Origin of the sequence: Myroides fluvii (genome assembly GCF_009792295.1) — a bacterium.
In the GTDB taxonomy this organism is placed as follows: domain Bacteria; phylum Bacteroidota; class Bacteroidia; order Flavobacteriales; family Flavobacteriaceae; genus Flavobacterium; species Flavobacterium fluvii_A.
In genome coordinates, this window is the sequence record NZ_CP039934.1 from 888,003 (window position 1) to 901,736 (window position 13,734).

Here is a 13,734-nt window from a genome sequence, read left to right on the forward strand (position 1 = left end):
TAAATCAATATAAATACAGGGATTTTTATCCCTGTATTGCTTTATATGAAATTCAAACCCAATTTAAAATGGAAGTCCTGGAGCACTAAGAAAAAGGTGCTTGCTATTCTCGTAGGTATCGCTTTGATTGCCTACTATTTTTGTTTGCCTCCAACTTTGTTTGAAGCTCCTTATTCTACTGTTATTGAAAGCAAGGACCATCAACTTTTAGCCGCTCAAATTGCCTCGGATGGACAATGGAGATTTCCTGAAACAAATAAAGTGCCCGATAAATTTAAAACGTGCATCACCCTGTATGAAGATGAATACTTTACCTATCATTGGGGATTCAATCCCGTTTCTATGGTTAAGGCGTTTGTTTCGAATCTATCAGCGAATAAAGTAAAACGCGGAGGTAGTACCTTAACGCAACAAACCATACGCCTAGCAAGAGATGGTAAAAGGCGAACTTATTTTGAAAAAATAATCGAGCTGATTCAAGCGACTCGTTTAGAATTTAAGTATAGCAAGCAATCTATTTTGAAACTCTATGCCTCACATGCTCCTTTTGGAGGAAATGTCGTAGGATTAGACGTGGCTGCTTGGCGGTACTTTGGAACCGCCCCTGAGCAACTTTCTTGGGCAGAAAGTGCAACATTAGCTGTACTGCCCAATGCGCCTAGATTGATCTATCCTGGCAAAAACCAAGAAATTCTCTTAAGCAAGCGCAATGCCTTACTTAAAAAGCTCTTAGAAGCGAACAAAATCGATCAGAACACGTACGATTTAGCCCTTACCGAACCACTCCCTCAAAAGCCACATGAGTTGCCCCAACTAGCCCCTCATCTCTTGCAATATATTGCTAAAACCAATAAAGAAGAGCGTTTGGTCACTACAATTGATCACCAAGTACAACAACGCGCAAACGATATTATTTTCAATTATTACTTGCATTATAAACAAGCCGAAGTATACAATATTGCAGCACTTATTGTCGATGTAGAAAATAGAGATATTATCGCCTATATTGGCAACGCACCAACCACCACTGCGCATCAAAAAGATGTTGATATCATCCAAGCCAACAGAAGTACTGGAAGTATTTTAAAGCCCTTTCTCTATGCTGCAATGCTAGATGATGCATCGCTCTTACCCCACCAATTGGTTGCGGATATACCTGTGGTAATTTCAGGTTACAAACCCACTAACTTTTCCAATAGTTACGAGGGAGCCACGACGGCGAATGATGCGCTATCGCGTTCGCTGAACATTCCCTTTGTATTGATGTTACAACAGTATGGTGTTTATCGTTTTTATGACAACCTACAGCAGTTGCAATTATCATCGATCAACAAATACCCCGATCACTATGGTTTATCCTTAATCTTAGGAGGTGCTGAAAGTAGCTTATGGCAGTTAACTAGAGCATATGCTGGGATGGTGGGTACAGTCAACTATTACAACCAAGAGCAATCCTATCGCACTAAAGAGATTCAAGAATTAAATTGGAAGGCAGATTATGTACAATCCTATGGAGAGACTTCCAAAGAAAAGACGATTTGGGGCGCAGGAGCGATTTACAACACCTTTGAGGCCTTAACAAAAGTAAATAGACCCGAAGGTGATGAAGCTTGGCAATATTACGACTCAGCCCTTAAAATTGCATGGAAGACAGGAACGAGTTTTGGAGGGCGAGATGCTTGGGCCATTGGTGTGAACAAAAAATACGTTGTCAGCGTATGGGTAGGCAATGCCACTGGAGAAGGACGTCCTTCGATTAGCGGAGTGCGCATGGCAGGTCCGATTCTCTTTGATTTATTCAAACTACTACCCAAGCAGAAGGATATAGCAGCACCGTTGAATGACTTAGAAGAAGTAGCTATTTGTCCTAATTCAGGTTATATCGCAGGTCCTCATTGTCCTCAAACGAAAACCGATTTGATCCCCTTTCGCGCAAAGAAAACCGCGCTTTGCCCGTATCACAAACTCATTCATTTGGATGCTAGTAAGCAATATCAGGTAAACAGCCAATGCGAAGCCATTGATCAAATTAAACCAACACCTTGGTTCATTTTACCCCCAACGATGGCTTATTTTTACAGAAAATCACATAGTGATTACCAAGATTTACCTCCCTTTAGGGTAGACTGTTATGTGCAAGATCCACTCAAAAAAATAGAGTTCATTTACCCAAAACACGGAGAACATATTTACTTGACCAAAAACTTTTATTCCGAATTGCAGCCTTTTGTAGCCAAGGCGAGTGCTAGTAGCGCTAACAAAACGCTGTTTTGGTACTTAAACGAACAGTATTTAGGTTCAACCCGACAATTTCACGAATTGGCTATACACGGAAAAATGGGACTTAACTACCTCTCGATTACAGACGAAGAAGGTCATACACAAACCATAGCATTCTACCTTGAAAAACAGGAATAACAAAAAACCCAAAACGGTATCCGTTTTGGGTTTTTTGTTATTCTGATATTTCCTTTCCTTTATCATCAAAGAAATGGTATTCTAAATACGTGTAAGCGTCACGCGGTACAATTTTGATCCATTTCCTGAACTCCATCCACCACTTCATTCTCAAGGAAGGCAATCCTTTCGTTAGATAGGCGGCCACAAAAGGGTGTGTATTCAAGATTATTTTACAAGATGGATCTCTTGCAATAATATTTTCGATTCGAGCTCTAATCTTGTCGATAACTAAGATTGGGGCTTCGATCTCACCGTGTTCATTTGGATCCTCTTCTCTAGTTTCGATTGACACTTCTGGTCGAACGCGTTGTCTAGTGATTTGGATCAATCCAAATTTACTTGGTGGTAAAATTTTGTGTTTGGCTTTATCATCGCTCATCTCCTCCTTCAAGAAATCGTATAGTGTTTTTCTATTCTCTGGGTTCCCCATATCAATAAAATCGACCACTATAATTCCCCCCATATCTCTCAATCTCAATTGACGCGCTATTTCTGCAGCGGCAATTAAATTGACTTCAAGGGCTGTATCTTCTTGTGACTGAGCTTTGTTTGAACGATTTCCACTATTCACATCAATGACATGTAACGCCTCCGTATGTTCTATAATCAAATAAGCACCTTTGCTCATAGAAACCGTTTTACCAAAAGAGGTTTTAATTTGGCGTTCAATACTGTATTTCTCAAAAATGGGAACTTCTCTCGATTGGTAATGCTTCACAATCGACACCTTTGCAGGAGCAATCTCTTGCAAATAGTCCTTGGTTTGATAGTACAAATCCTCATCATCTGTAATAATACCCGTAAAAGTATCATTAAAAACATCGCGTAATATTGAGGAAGCTTTATTTACTTCACCCAACACTTTCGAAGGATGATGTGCGGTTGTTAACTTTTTGCACATGCTGTTCCACTTCGACATCAAGTTGCGCAGATCTTTATCAATCTCGCTTACCTTCATATCTTCGGCAACTGTACGCACGATTACACCAAAACCTTTGGGTTTGATGGACTGTACTAATTTCTTTAATCGTTCCTTTTCTTCTTTCGATTCGATTTTTTGCGAAATCGAGATTCGATTTGAAAAAGGCACAAGTACTACATATCTACCTGCGATTGACAATTCAGAACTAATGCGTGGTCCTTTTGTTGAAATAGGTTCTTTGACAATTTGAACAAGCAAAGATTGATTAGCACTCAACACATCCGTAATGGCACCATCTTTATCTATTTCATCTTCAAAAACAAAGTTTTCTAAGGCGAAATCTTTTAATTTACCTCCACTTACAAGTTTAGTGAACTTGAGTAGCGTTTTTAAGTTCGGTCCCAGGTCGTGATAATGCAAAAAAGCATCTTTTTCAAAACCTACGTGCACGAACGCAGCATTTAATCCGGGAACGGGTTTTCTAATTTTAGCGATAAAAATATCCCCCACTTGAAAACCATTACCTTCATCAGCTTCACGCTCTCTGTGTAGTTCAATTAGTTTTCCATCTTTTAATAAGGCAAAATCTACTGTATCAGAATTCGACCTAATAATTAGCTCTTTATTCACACTGTACATTTTTATCCATACTCATTCATTACACTGTTTTGGTTATTTGGAACATCCTTTTCAAAACAAAATGAGTTTGTATAGATGGATTAAACATTATTTTAAAAGCGAGTTTACACTCGTTTATTCGTTCTTCAACTTGATAAGATACCTATCAATGAGCGTATTTTAAAATTTCTTAGAAAAGAAAAAAGTAGTATTAAACTACTTTTTCTTTTTGTGACGGTTAGCTCTCGCTCTTTTTTTACGCTTATGCGTTGCTACCTTATGTCTTTTTCTTTTTTTACCACTTGGCATAATGTGTGTAATTTAGAGATTAATAAATTATTTTACTTTTACTTCTGTGTTTGACTTTACACCTTCTACAAACACTTTAGCTGGTTTAAATGCAGGAATGTTGTGAGCTGGAATTCTAATTGTTGTGTTTTTAGAAATGTTTCTTCCAGTTTTCTCAGCTCTTGTTTTGATGATAAAACTTCCAAAACCTCTTAAATACACATTTTCACCTGTTTCTAACGACGCTTTTACTTCATCCATAAAAGATTCTACTGTCGCTTGAACGTCACCTTTCTCAAGCCCTAATTTCTCTGAAATTTTAGCTACAATGTCCGCTTTAGTCATTTTAGATATTAATTATATTTGTTGTTGTCCGTTTTTTTTAGAGTGTGCAAATATATTAATTTATAATCCAATAATTCAATCTTAATCGATTAAAATTTAAATATATATCGTTTATTTTTGCCCCTCACACATTTTAATCATGATTTTCTCTAACAAACTAATAGCTTGGTACTTAGACAACAAACGCTTTTTACCCTGGCGTGAAACAAAAGATCCTTATTACATTTGGCTATCAGAAATTATACTTCAACAGACGCGCGTAGCGCAAGGATTACCCTATTTTGAGGCTTTTAAACAGACTTATCCTACTGTTTTCGATCTTGCAAATGCCCAAGAAAATGATGTTTTACTACTCTGGCAAGGTTTAGGTTACTATAGCCGCGCGCGCAATTTACACGCAACAGCCCAAAAAGTAGCCTATGAACTAAATGGACAATTCCCAACAACTTATAAAGAACTACTCACCTTAAAAGGCGTTGGCGAATACACCGCAGCTGCAATAGCCTCTATTGCTTATGATGAAGTCGTTCCTGTTGTTGATGGAAATGTTTTTCGAGTTCTCGCACGAATTTACGGAATTACATCTGATATATCTACTCAAAGAACAAAAAAAGAATTTCAGCAAGTAGCCGCTGGCCTTATTTCAAAAAAACAGCCTGCTATTTTCAACCAAGCCATCATGGATTTTGGCGCCATTCAATGCACACCCAAAGGGACGAATTGCACTCCGTGTCCCTTCATAACCACCTGTGTAGCATTTCAGACCAATCAAGTGGACAAGCTACCAGTGAAACTCAGTAAAACGAAAGTTAAGAATCGCTACATGGATTTCTTGATTTACCTAGATGCAGATGGAAATACCCTATTGGAACAACGCACAAAAAAGGACATTTGGCAAAATCTATATCAATTCCCGGTGGTGGATCGCTTTGAGGACACTGTTATTGACCCAACAAAACACATACAAAACCAACAACTGCCACAAGCAATTTCACAAGTAGAATGCCTGACAACGGATGTAATCATCCATCAGCTATCACATCAAAAACTGCACATTCACTTTTGGCTGATTAAAACCAATCAAACCTTGAGAAATGCCACCCCTTGGAGCGAATTAAATAAATTTGGTTTTCCAATTGTAATTCATAACTTTATTCAATCCTTAACCGTATAATTTTTCCACTTATGCATGGCACATTAAACAAAGTTACCCTTATTGGCCACCTAGGCGAAAGTGTTAAAATACACTATTTTGAAAATGGCAATTGCATCGGACGCTTTCCTTTAGCTACCAATGAGGTTTACATTAACAAGTCCACGAATGAGCGCATCACGTCAACCGAATGGCACAATATTGTCGTTCGCAATAAACAAGCGGAAATTTGCGAAAAACACCTTTCCAAAGGAGATCGCGTCTACGTAGAAGGGCGAATTCGCACAAGACAATGGAATACAGAAGAGGGGATACAAAAGCAAATTGTAGAAATTATTGTAACCGAATTCATGTTCTTGGACACCAAGAAAGAGATTGACAAAACGGCTACACCAGAAGAAATAGAACGCAAAAAGGCCATTGACAGCTTCACTATACCAGGAGAAAACAACAGCGATAATTTGCCTTTTTAATCGGATAAGTAAATAAACTATATGTTCCAAAAAACATTTGCCCTTTATGGCACAGCCTTTTTAGGCGCATTGCTAGTACTAGGTTCTTGCAAAAAAGAAACAACACCAAAACCTAATGCGTATCTAGCACTTCAATATCCTCAAGCAGAATATCAAACCTACGAAAATTCGCATCATCACTTTGCGTTTGATTTAAACAAAAATGCATCGGTAAAAGAAACAAAGTCAACGGCCTTTGAAGTACACTACCCTCAAATGAAAGCAACTGTTTTCATGAATTACAAAACGGTAGACAACAATTTGGATGCGTTGCTCAAAGATGCCCAAAAACTGACCTACGAGCATTTCATCAAAGCCGATGAGATTATAGAGCAACCTTATCTCAACGAAAAAGACCGCGTTTACGGCATGTTTTATCACGTAGGAGGCAATGCCGCAACGAATGTACAATTCTACGCCACTGATAGCGTCAAGAACTTCGTTGTAGCTTCTTTGTATTTTTATGCGAAACCAAACTTTGACTCCATCCTTCCCGCCAGCCATTACATCCAACAGGATATGCGAAAAATGCTAGAATCGCTGCGTTGGGAGCAAACGAACAAATAAAAAAAAACTCGATCTAAATGATCGAGTTTTTTTTATTCCATCGCTATTAAAGCGCTTTAACTTCTAAATTTTCTACGGTATAACTGCCATTTGCAATCTTTTGAACCGTTTGCGTTAACGATTCTCCATTTTGCTTCGCATCGTCAAATACAACCGTAGCTGTTTTACTTTCAAAATCAACCGCAGCTTCTTTCACACCTTGCAATCCCGATAATTTTCCTTCAATCATTTTTGCACATCCCAAAGCACAAGTCATTCCTTCAATTTGAAAGGTAGCTTGTTCCATGTTTCCCGCCACTTCATTCGTCTCTGTTGCAGTTGTTTCTACTTGCTCTACAGTTTCTACTTGCGCTGCTTCTTTTTTAGTTTCGCTTTTACATCCTACTAAAAAAACTCCTCCTAATAAGGCAACTAATCCCAGTTTTACTATTTTCATCTTGTTGTATATTAATGCTTTGATTATTCAATTCTCTTATTCGAAACAAAAATACAAAAAAATAAATCCCTCCCTCCTTCTAATTCACTCTTTTTGTTTTGAGAATCAACACCCTTATACTTTTTCATTTACCTACAACATCTTGTTTTTGTCGTAGACAAAAAAAGTCGCTATTCAAGGTGAATAGCGACTTCTCAAAAGAATTATAATTAATTTTAAAAAAGATTATTTAAAATCCGCATCCGAAACTCCTTCGTTAACTTTAATTTCTTTGATTTTCATTTCGATTTCAATACCGACATTCATCGCTTGAACGAATGGAAATTTGATTCCTTTTACTTCTTTGTACTCAGAATAATTAACTACTTGTTGCATTTTTTGCCCCATTTGTTCTACTTCTTGAACTACAGCAATTTTTAACCCTGTTGTTGTGTCATAATAGCTTGTTGTGTTCCCTACTTTCACTCCATACGCATCAACACCATTGATTGCTTCGATTCCAGTTAACACAGCTGTTGCATCTGCTTTTAGCTCTCCAAATGGAACTGCTTCAGCTTGTGCATCTTTCAATTCTTGTCCTGTGATATCCGTTTTCTGCCCTTGCACAACTGCATACCCCATTTTTGGTGTAATCACTTGCTTAGACATTACCGCACCCATCATTTTTTGTTCGGATGATAAAAAGCCATCTTTTACTTTATTCACCATTTCCAATTTCATTCCTTGCACTTCAGCTTCACTAGTAATCAACAAGGATTTCACTGCTTTTACTTTCGCATCCCCTCCAATAGCTTGAATGTAATTAGCTAAAACAGTCTGCACTGTAACTCCTGCAGGTACTTCTTTTTTGAAAACTGGTTTTTCTACTGCATTTGCCTCTTTGTCATAGAAGAACATCGGTTTGTTTAATCCTTCTAATCCTGCAACTACATCCGCTCCTTTTCCAACAACTACAATGCGCATATTGTCTTTTAAGAAATACTTTTGCGCTGCTTTTTGAATATCTGCTGCTGTTACTGCGTTAATGCCTTTGATGTAATTTTCATAGAAATTAGCAGGCAATTTATGTAACTCTTTATTTAAAGCATAACGCGCTACTGTTTCTGGTTTTTGGATTTCCATTACAAAGTTCCCGATATACTTCGCTTTTGCCATTTTCAACTCTTCATCTTTCACTAAAGTTGTACGCATCAAGTCGATTTCCTTGATAAATTCCGTTACTGCACTATCCGTTACAACATTTCGAACAGAAGCACTCGCTCTAAATTTACCTGGGTATTTACGCGCAGTACTGATTGAAGAATAAGCGCCATACGTCCATCCATGTGCCTCACGTAAGTTCAAGAACAGACGCCCTTCACCACCACCTCCTAAGATTTGATTGGCTAAGATTGCAGCAAAATAATCCGAGTCTGTCATTTTTAAATCCACTTCGCTAATCAACGCAATCTCCGATTGCACTGCATTGGGCATATTAACGAAATCAATTTGCGTTTTTGCTACATTTTTATTGGTTGTAGCTTCAGCAAAAGTAGTTGCTGATTTTTTCCAATTATTGAACAACGACTTCACCGCTTTTTCGGTTTTCTTGTAATCTACATCTCCAACAACAACTAAGTAAGCGCTGTTTGGTGTAAAGTACTTCGCATAATATTCTTGCACATCTGCCAACGTAACATTCGAAACCGTAGCTTCTGTTTCAAACTCCCCAGCTGCCGTATTTTTACCGTATAACAAGGCATCTTCTACGCGACTTGCAACTGCAGATACACTTTTTTCACTCGTTTTTAACGATTCGATTACTTGGGCTTTTGCTTTGTCAAATTCTTCTTGTGTAATGACAGAATTCAATGCTCCATCAGCCAATAAACCTAAAATCGTTTCATTGTATTTAGACAATCCACTTGCAAACGCACCACTGGACGCAAAACGAACATTTGCCCCTAAGAAATCAATTTCGTCATTGAATTTCTCTTTGGACATTTTTTTGGTTTGATTCCCTAATACTTGAGATAAAATTGACGTTACCCCAGCTTTGTCTCCTTCAGCAACCAACGGATTATCGATGGTTAACGTATAAGATACTTGCGGTAATTTATGATTGGGAACAACCAATACTTTTAATCCATTCTTTAATACAAATGAAGTAGGTTGCCCTACGTGAACTGTTGGTACAGGTCCTGAAACAGGTTGTTTTCTATCTTGTGCTTGTAATTGAGCAGCCGTTAAAGCAAAAGCTAAACTCGCTGCATATAGGTATACTTTTTTCATTTCTCTCTTACTGTTTAGCATTAGTTTTTAGCGTCTTTCTCTGGAGTGTAATCTAAAATCAAGCGCTGATTTTTATTCAAATATTTCTTAGCTACCTCGCGAATTTCCTCACGTGTAATATCTCTATACATTTCAATATTTGTGTTGATCAGGTTTGTATCTCCATACAACAAACTGTAGGTTGCTAAATTATGTGCTAAACCTTCTAAGTCTGAATTTCCTCTTACGTATTCGTTTTCTAATACGTTCTGTAACTTTTGAAAATCGCGTTCAGAAATTAATTCCGTCTGCAATTTCACAATCTCTTTGTCTATTTCAGTTACTAAATCTTCCGTTGTATATCCTTGCATAGGTAAACCGTAGATTAAATAAGCTCCATAGTCTTCTTGGCTCAAATTGAAAGCACCAATTTCCAATGCTTTTTTCTGCTCATCTACAATTTTCTTGTATAATCTCGAGCTTTTACCATTCGACAAGATGGAAGAAATCATATCCAATACACGAGCTTCGCGTGTTTTCATTGAAGGCGTGCGATACGCTTGAACCAACATCGGGATTTGAACGTTTGGATCTTGGTATTCAGCTCTAATTTCTTTTGTAATTGGATCTTCTTGGATAGCTGTACGCGTTACCGCTGTACCTTTGGCAATAGAACCAAAATACTGCTGAATCCATTTTTTCGCTTGTGCAGTTTCGAAATCCCCAGCCACCACTAATACAGCGTTATTTGGAATGTAGAATTTCTTATTGAACGCTAAGAACTCCTCTAAAGTTGCTGCATCTAAGTGCTCCATTGATCCGATAGGCGCCCAACGATACGGGTGTTTCTTGAATAAATTTTCTTTTACTTGTGGCAATAACTGTCCGTACGGTTGGTTATCCATGCGCAAGCGCTTTTCTTCTTTTACCACCTCATTTTGCGTATCTACGCCAATTTGATTGATAATCGGATGCATCAAACGTTCTGACTCCATCCACAAACCTAATTCTAGATTGTTCGAAGGAAAAACCTCATAGTAATACGTTCGATCATCTGAAGTATTTGCGTTGTTTTTTCCACCATTAGCCGTTACTAACTTGAACCATTCTCCACGTTCAATATTTTGTGTTCCTTCAAACAATAAGTGCTCAAAGAAGTGAGCAAATCCCGTACGCTCCGGATTTTCATCCTTTGCTCCCACGTGATACATCACAGAAGTAATGATTACAGGCGCTGATTTATCCTGATGTAAAATAACTTTTAGCCCATTGTCTAAGGTGTATTCTTCGAATTCCACTTTTTGAGCTGACGCCGTCATTCCGAAAAATAACGCGCCCAAAATCAAGAGTGATCTTTTCATTTTGTAGTTTTTGAATTTAGTTATCTACTATAAGTCGTTCCTTTCTCAAATTGTTACAGCGAAGTGAAGAGAATATACGTAATTTAACATTTTATTTAGTGAGGTTCCTGCTTTGTGAAGCTGTGAAAAGCATTTTTGTGTTTTTGTATTTTCGTTTTTTTGTACAATTTTCGATTCAAAAAGGAAGGGGCTTCAGTCAAAAAAGGAAAACGTTACTCCTTTTACTAACTTATAACTTACGAATCAAAACATTACAAAACAAAAAAACAAAAAGATTTGACTAATTAAAAAAGATTTGTAACTTTGCACACTTAAATAAACCTTAATAATTTATTGTTATGTACGCAATCGTAGAGATAGCTGGGCAACAATTCAAAGTTAGCAAAGACCTTAAAGTTTATGTTCACCGTTTGGCAACAGAAGAAGGAGCGACTATCAGTTTTGATAAAGTTCTTTTAGTTGATGACAACAACAACATAACTGTAGGCGCCCCAGTTATAGAAGGTGCTTCTGTAGAAGCTAAAGTTTTACAACACCTTAAAGGTGACAAAGTAATCGTTTTCAAAAAGAAACGAAGAAAAGGTTACAAAAAGAAAAACGGTCACAGACAAGCTTTGACTCAAATCGTAATTGAAGGAATCAATTTCGGTGGAGCAAAGAAAAAAGCGACTAAAAAAGAAACAGCTGAAGCAGCTGAGTAATTAACAATTTTAAAATTATAACGTCATGGCTCACAAAAAAGGTGTCGGAAGTTCGAAGAACGGTAGAGAATCAGAATCGAAACGCTTAGGTGTTAAGATTTATGGTGGTCAAGCAGCTATCGCTGGAAACATCCTTGTAAGACAAAGAGGTTCTAAGCATAACCCTGGTGAAAACGTTTATATGGGAAAAGACCATACTTTACATGCTAAAGTTGACGGTGTTGTTAAATTCCAAAAGAAAAAAGACAACAAGTCTTACGTTTCTATCCTTCCATTCGAAGCTTAAGAATCTATCTATCTGTGTGAACAGATTAAAGGTTACAAAATAAAAAAAGGTATTGTGAAATTTCACAATACCTTTTTTTTTGGAAAGAAGTGAGAGGAAAGGGGAAAAGGGTGGGCTTTTGCTTCTTTGCTTTTTTGTGTTTTTGCTAACTCTGCTGATTAAAGAGTAATTGGGCTATTTAGACGATTACTATCTTCTTTTCTCTTTATCTCCCTGAGTTAATATTTTATTTTGGTATTCGATGAATATATCTCACAGGGTTTATATTGGTTTTGGTGTTCGATGAATCTTCACTTCGTTTCGTTTCGATTTCCTCTCTCCCTTTTCTTCTCTCCTCTCTCCAACACACTATTCTTATTTAGAAAAAATAAAAATAATATTGCACATGTCGTATTTCTTATTTATTTTTGGTCTAAATTAATTATAACTAGAAACATAATACTCTACACATGATGAAAATGACTAAATTCTTATCAGCTTTAGCAATACTAGCTTTACTTACAGCTAGTTGTTCTAGCGATGATAATGTAATCAGAACAGAAAAACCAGACGAAAATGGACAAACAGAAGTTGGTTCTGAATTACATTTTGAGGGTACTTACGCTTATGGTCATGCTGGAAACCCAATTCCATTTGATTTCAAAAAGAAATCAATCGCCATGCAAATGTCATTAATGGCAGGAAGCGGACAAGAAGATGACACCTACAACATCATCAAGATCTACAAAAACACAGATGGTGTAATGAAAGTAGTATCTAAACACCAAACAAATAGTGAATACAAAGCATTTTTCTTGCGTAACATCAAAGAGGGTGAGTCATTAGATATCAATATTGATTATTCTTTCACTTCAGAAATTGAAGCGATTAAAGCAGTTTACCCAGCAAGTGGAAATTCTACACCAGATCACGCCAACAACAAATTCAGCTGGTTAAAATTAATCAAGATGAATGGTGAACCAGGAGAAAAAATTAATCTTCCCGTACAAGGAAAATACGTTTTCTCACAACAAGGACATACTTATTCTTATACTTTCTCAAATGAAACAGTAAACTTCAATGATTCCTATGACATGAAAGTATTGAAACACAATACCAATACAAACAAAATCTTATTAGAAGGTAAAGGAGAAAAAGCAGGCAGTTACTTTGTAGCACAGTTGAAAAACATCACGGCTACTACAGTAGATGTTGCTCGTGCAACTTTCGGTGAGGCAGATGCAAAAATAAAAGCAGAAGCCGAATTTGCCTTAGCTACAGATTTAACTGGAGGAAGATTTTCTACTTATACAAAAGAAGGTAGCGAAGGTGGCGAAACAATTCCTTCATTCGAAGGATTAAGTGGAACGTATGCAAGTACCATGATTGTTATTGGAGGAAAAAATATGGGACAATATGAGTTTCATATCGGAGAGAATGACAATGCCTTTTTATTAATGGCAGATTTCTCTGGAACAGGTTCTTTCACAGAAGGTGGTAAAGTAGACTTAAAAAGAGTATTTACTGATGAAGCTAAAGGACAAATGATTTTCGAAATCATGAATTCAGCAGGTTACTATGAAGGAAGAACAGGGCAATTCTTAACTGTATACGTTAGAGACTACCAAACAGGTACAAAAGCTTCATTTGCTATTGCAACAAAAAAAGGAGAAAGTTCAATTGCAGCAAGTAAAGGAGATGCAATCGGAAAAACATTAGAAGAAGCAAAAGCAATTGCTGCTCCAGATGCGATGAAAGCTTGGGACGGAGGAATGATGAATTATGCTCACGTTTGGATTCCAACAACGAAAAAATAGTACATTTTCCATATTTGTTTAAATAATGAAAAAAGGCTT

General features: G+C 37.1%; 12 protein-coding genes. 7 read left to right on the forward strand and 5 right to left on the reverse strand.

What is annotated here, in order from left to right:
- Positions 1 to 45: 45 nt before the first annotated feature.
- A complete protein-coding gene (gene pbpC / locus FBR08_RS04110) occupies positions 46 to 2,418 on the forward strand; it encodes a penicillin-binding protein 1C (RefSeq protein ID WP_158961544.1) in 2,373 nt (790 codons plus the stop codon).
- Positions 2,419 to 2,455: 37 nt separating this feature from the next.
- Here the strand turns inward: pbpC and FBR08_RS04115 are convergent, their stop codons facing one another.
- Together FBR08_RS04115 and FBR08_RS04120 are read right to left on the reverse strand one after the other, a co-directional pair.
- A complete protein-coding gene (locus FBR08_RS04115) occupies positions 2,456 to 4,012 on the reverse strand; it encodes an Rne/Rng family ribonuclease (RefSeq protein WP_158961545.1) in 1,557 nt (518 codons plus the stop codon).
- A 324-nt stretch (positions 4,013 to 4,336) separates the two neighbouring features.
- Complete coding sequence (locus FBR08_RS04120) at positions 4,337 to 4,633, reverse strand: HU family DNA-binding protein (protein ID WP_002989807.1); 297 nt, start codon at positions 4,631 to 4,633, stop codon at positions 4,337 to 4,339.
- A 139-nt stretch (positions 4,634 to 4,772) separates the two neighbouring features.
- Here FBR08_RS04120 and mutY point away from each other — a divergent pair, with 139 nt between their 5' ends.
- The 3 genes from mutY to gldD are packed head-to-tail and all read left to right on the forward strand — an operon-like array spanning position 4,773 to position 6,865.
- Positions 4,773 to 5,807, forward strand: a complete 1,035-nt coding sequence (gene mutY, locus FBR08_RS04125) for an A/G-specific adenine glycosylase (protein ID WP_158961546.1) — start codon at positions 4,773 to 4,775, stop codon at positions 5,805 to 5,807.
- A gap of 11 nt (positions 5,808 to 5,818) precedes the next feature.
- Positions 5,819 to 6,259, forward strand: coding sequence for a single-stranded DNA-binding protein (locus FBR08_RS04130; protein ID WP_158961547.1), 441 nt, complete (start codon positions 5,819 to 5,821; stop codon positions 6,257 to 6,259).
- A gap of 21 nt (positions 6,260 to 6,280) precedes the next feature.
- On the forward strand, positions 6,281 to 6,865 hold the full coding sequence (gene gldD, locus FBR08_RS04135; RefSeq protein WP_158961548.1) for a gliding motility lipoprotein GldD: 585 nt from the start codon (positions 6,281 to 6,283) through the stop codon (positions 6,863 to 6,865).
- A gap of 46 nt (positions 6,866 to 6,911) precedes the next feature.
- On the opposite strand, the gene FBR08_RS04140 is transcribed toward gldD, so the two are convergent.
- From FBR08_RS04140 to FBR08_RS04150, 3 genes are all read right to left on the reverse strand, one after another.
- Positions 6,912 to 7,301: a heavy-metal-associated domain-containing protein gene (locus FBR08_RS04140; protein WP_158961549.1), complete on the reverse strand. Its 390-nt coding sequence runs from the start codon at positions 7,299 to 7,301 to the stop codon at positions 6,912 to 6,914.
- Positions 7,302 to 7,526: 225 nt separating this feature from the next.
- On the reverse strand, positions 7,527 to 9,572 hold the full coding sequence (locus FBR08_RS04145) for a M16 family metallopeptidase (protein WP_158961550.1): 2,046 nt from the start codon (positions 9,570 to 9,572) through the stop codon (positions 7,527 to 7,529).
- A 20-nt stretch (positions 9,573 to 9,592) separates the two neighbouring features.
- Positions 9,593 to 10,912 (reverse strand): M16 family metallopeptidase, encoded by a 1,320-nt coding sequence (locus FBR08_RS04150; RefSeq protein ID WP_158961551.1) that lies wholly within the window; start codon positions 10,910 to 10,912, stop codon positions 9,593 to 9,595.
- A gap of 338 nt (positions 10,913 to 11,250) precedes the next feature.
- On the opposite strand from FBR08_RS04150, the gene rplU reads away from it, so the two are divergent.
- The 3 genes from rplU to FBR08_RS04165 all read left to right on the forward strand — a co-directional run bounded on the left by rplU (position 11,251) and on the right by FBR08_RS04165 (position 13,695).
- Positions 11,251 to 11,613, forward strand: a complete 363-nt coding sequence (gene rplU, locus FBR08_RS04155; protein WP_158961552.1) for a 50S ribosomal protein L21 — start codon at positions 11,251 to 11,253, stop codon at positions 11,611 to 11,613.
- A gap of 25 nt (positions 11,614 to 11,638) precedes the next feature.
- The gene (gene rpmA, locus FBR08_RS04160) at positions 11,639 to 11,899 is read left to right on the forward strand and encodes a 50S ribosomal protein L27 (protein ID WP_002989789.1); all 261 of its coding nucleotides are present in this window, start codon (positions 11,639 to 11,641) and stop codon (positions 11,897 to 11,899) included.
- Between the two features lie 458 nt (positions 11,900 to 12,357).
- A complete protein-coding gene (locus FBR08_RS04165; RefSeq protein WP_233266234.1) occupies positions 12,358 to 13,695 on the forward strand; it encodes a hypothetical protein in 1,338 nt (445 codons plus the stop codon).
- Positions 13,696 to 13,734 lie beyond the last annotated feature (39 nt).

What these genes read in the sequence shown, in the direction of transcription:
- FBR08_RS04130 (WP_158961547.1), top strand. Translation starts at nt 5,819, where the DNA reads ATGCATGGCACATTAAACAAAGTTACCCTTATTGGCCACCTAGGCGAA.
- FBR08_RS04145 (WP_158961550.1), bottom strand. Translation starts at nt 9,572, where the DNA reads ATGAAAAAAGTATACCTATATGCAGCGAGTTTAGCTTTTGCTTTAACG.
- mutY (WP_158961546.1), top strand. Translation starts at nt 4,773, where the DNA reads ATGATTTTCTCTAACAAACTAATAGCTTGGTACTTAGACAACAAACGC.
- FBR08_RS04120 (WP_002989807.1), bottom strand. Translation starts at nt 4,633, where the DNA reads ATGACTAAAGCGGACATTGTAGCTAAAATTTCAGAGAAATTAGGGCTT.
- rplU (WP_158961552.1), top strand. Translation starts at nt 11,251, where the DNA reads ATGTACGCAATCGTAGAGATAGCTGGGCAACAATTCAAAGTTAGCAAA.
- gldD (WP_158961548.1), top strand. Translation starts at nt 6,281, where the DNA reads ATGTTCCAAAAAACATTTGCCCTTTATGGCACAGCCTTTTTAGGCGCA.
- rpmA (WP_002989789.1), top strand. Translation starts at nt 11,639, where the DNA reads ATGGCTCACAAAAAAGGTGTCGGAAGTTCGAAGAACGGTAGAGAATCA.
- FBR08_RS04150 (WP_158961551.1), bottom strand. Translation starts at nt 10,912, where the DNA reads ATGAAAAGATCACTCTTGATTTTGGGCGCGTTATTTTTCGGAATGACG.
- FBR08_RS04140 (WP_158961549.1), bottom strand. Translation starts at nt 7,301, where the DNA reads ATGAAAATAGTAAAACTGGGATTAGTTGCCTTATTAGGAGGAGTTTTT.
- FBR08_RS04165 (WP_233266234.1), top strand. Translation starts at nt 12,358, where the DNA reads ATGACTAAATTCTTATCAGCTTTAGCAATACTAGCTTTACTTACAGCT.
- pbpC (WP_158961544.1), top strand. Translation starts at nt 46, where the DNA reads ATGAAATTCAAACCCAATTTAAAATGGAAGTCCTGGAGCACTAAGAAA.